This window comes from [Flexibacter] sp. ATCC 35208, from assembly GCF_001975825.1.
In the GTDB taxonomy this organism is placed as follows: Bacteria; Bacteroidota; Bacteroidia; order Chitinophagales; family Chitinophagaceae; genus Chitinophaga.
The window spans coordinates 1-356 of sequence record NZ_MTKN01000351.1 but is presented as its reverse complement, the minus strand read 5'-3'; the positions used below and the strand labels follow the sequence as shown (position 1 = coordinate 356).

Annotated in this window: 1 protein-coding gene; it reads right to left on the bottom strand. The window is 42.4% G+C overall.

Annotated features, from left to right (window positions below; translation table 11 throughout):
- Positions 1 to 356, bottom strand: a 356-nt coding sequence (locus BW716_RS35875; RefSeq protein ID WP_143709281.1) for a 3'-5' exonuclease, incomplete at both ends; no start/stop codon positions are given.

The following is a 356-nucleotide window of genomic DNA, read 5'->3' as shown; positions in this document are numbered from 1 at the left end:
CACGACCGCCGGGAAGGTTTAATAATGAAGCCGTAACCTCGGTACAGGTATCTAAAACCGGCATTGAACTCATTGGAGAATCTACGCCCATTCTATGAAATTCAGCGCCCATAATATTAACGTCGAAACCTAAATTCTGACCTACAATAAATTTGGTTTTACTTAAAGCGATATTGAATTTCTCTAAAACTTCGGCCAACGTGATTCCATCGGCTTCAGCCAATTCAGTCGAGATTCCGTGAATACGTTCTGCATCATACGGAATATTAAATCCGTCAGGCTTAACCAAATAATCCTGATGTTCGATAAGTTGCCTCATCTCGTCATGAAGCTGCCAGGCGATCTGAATACAGCGC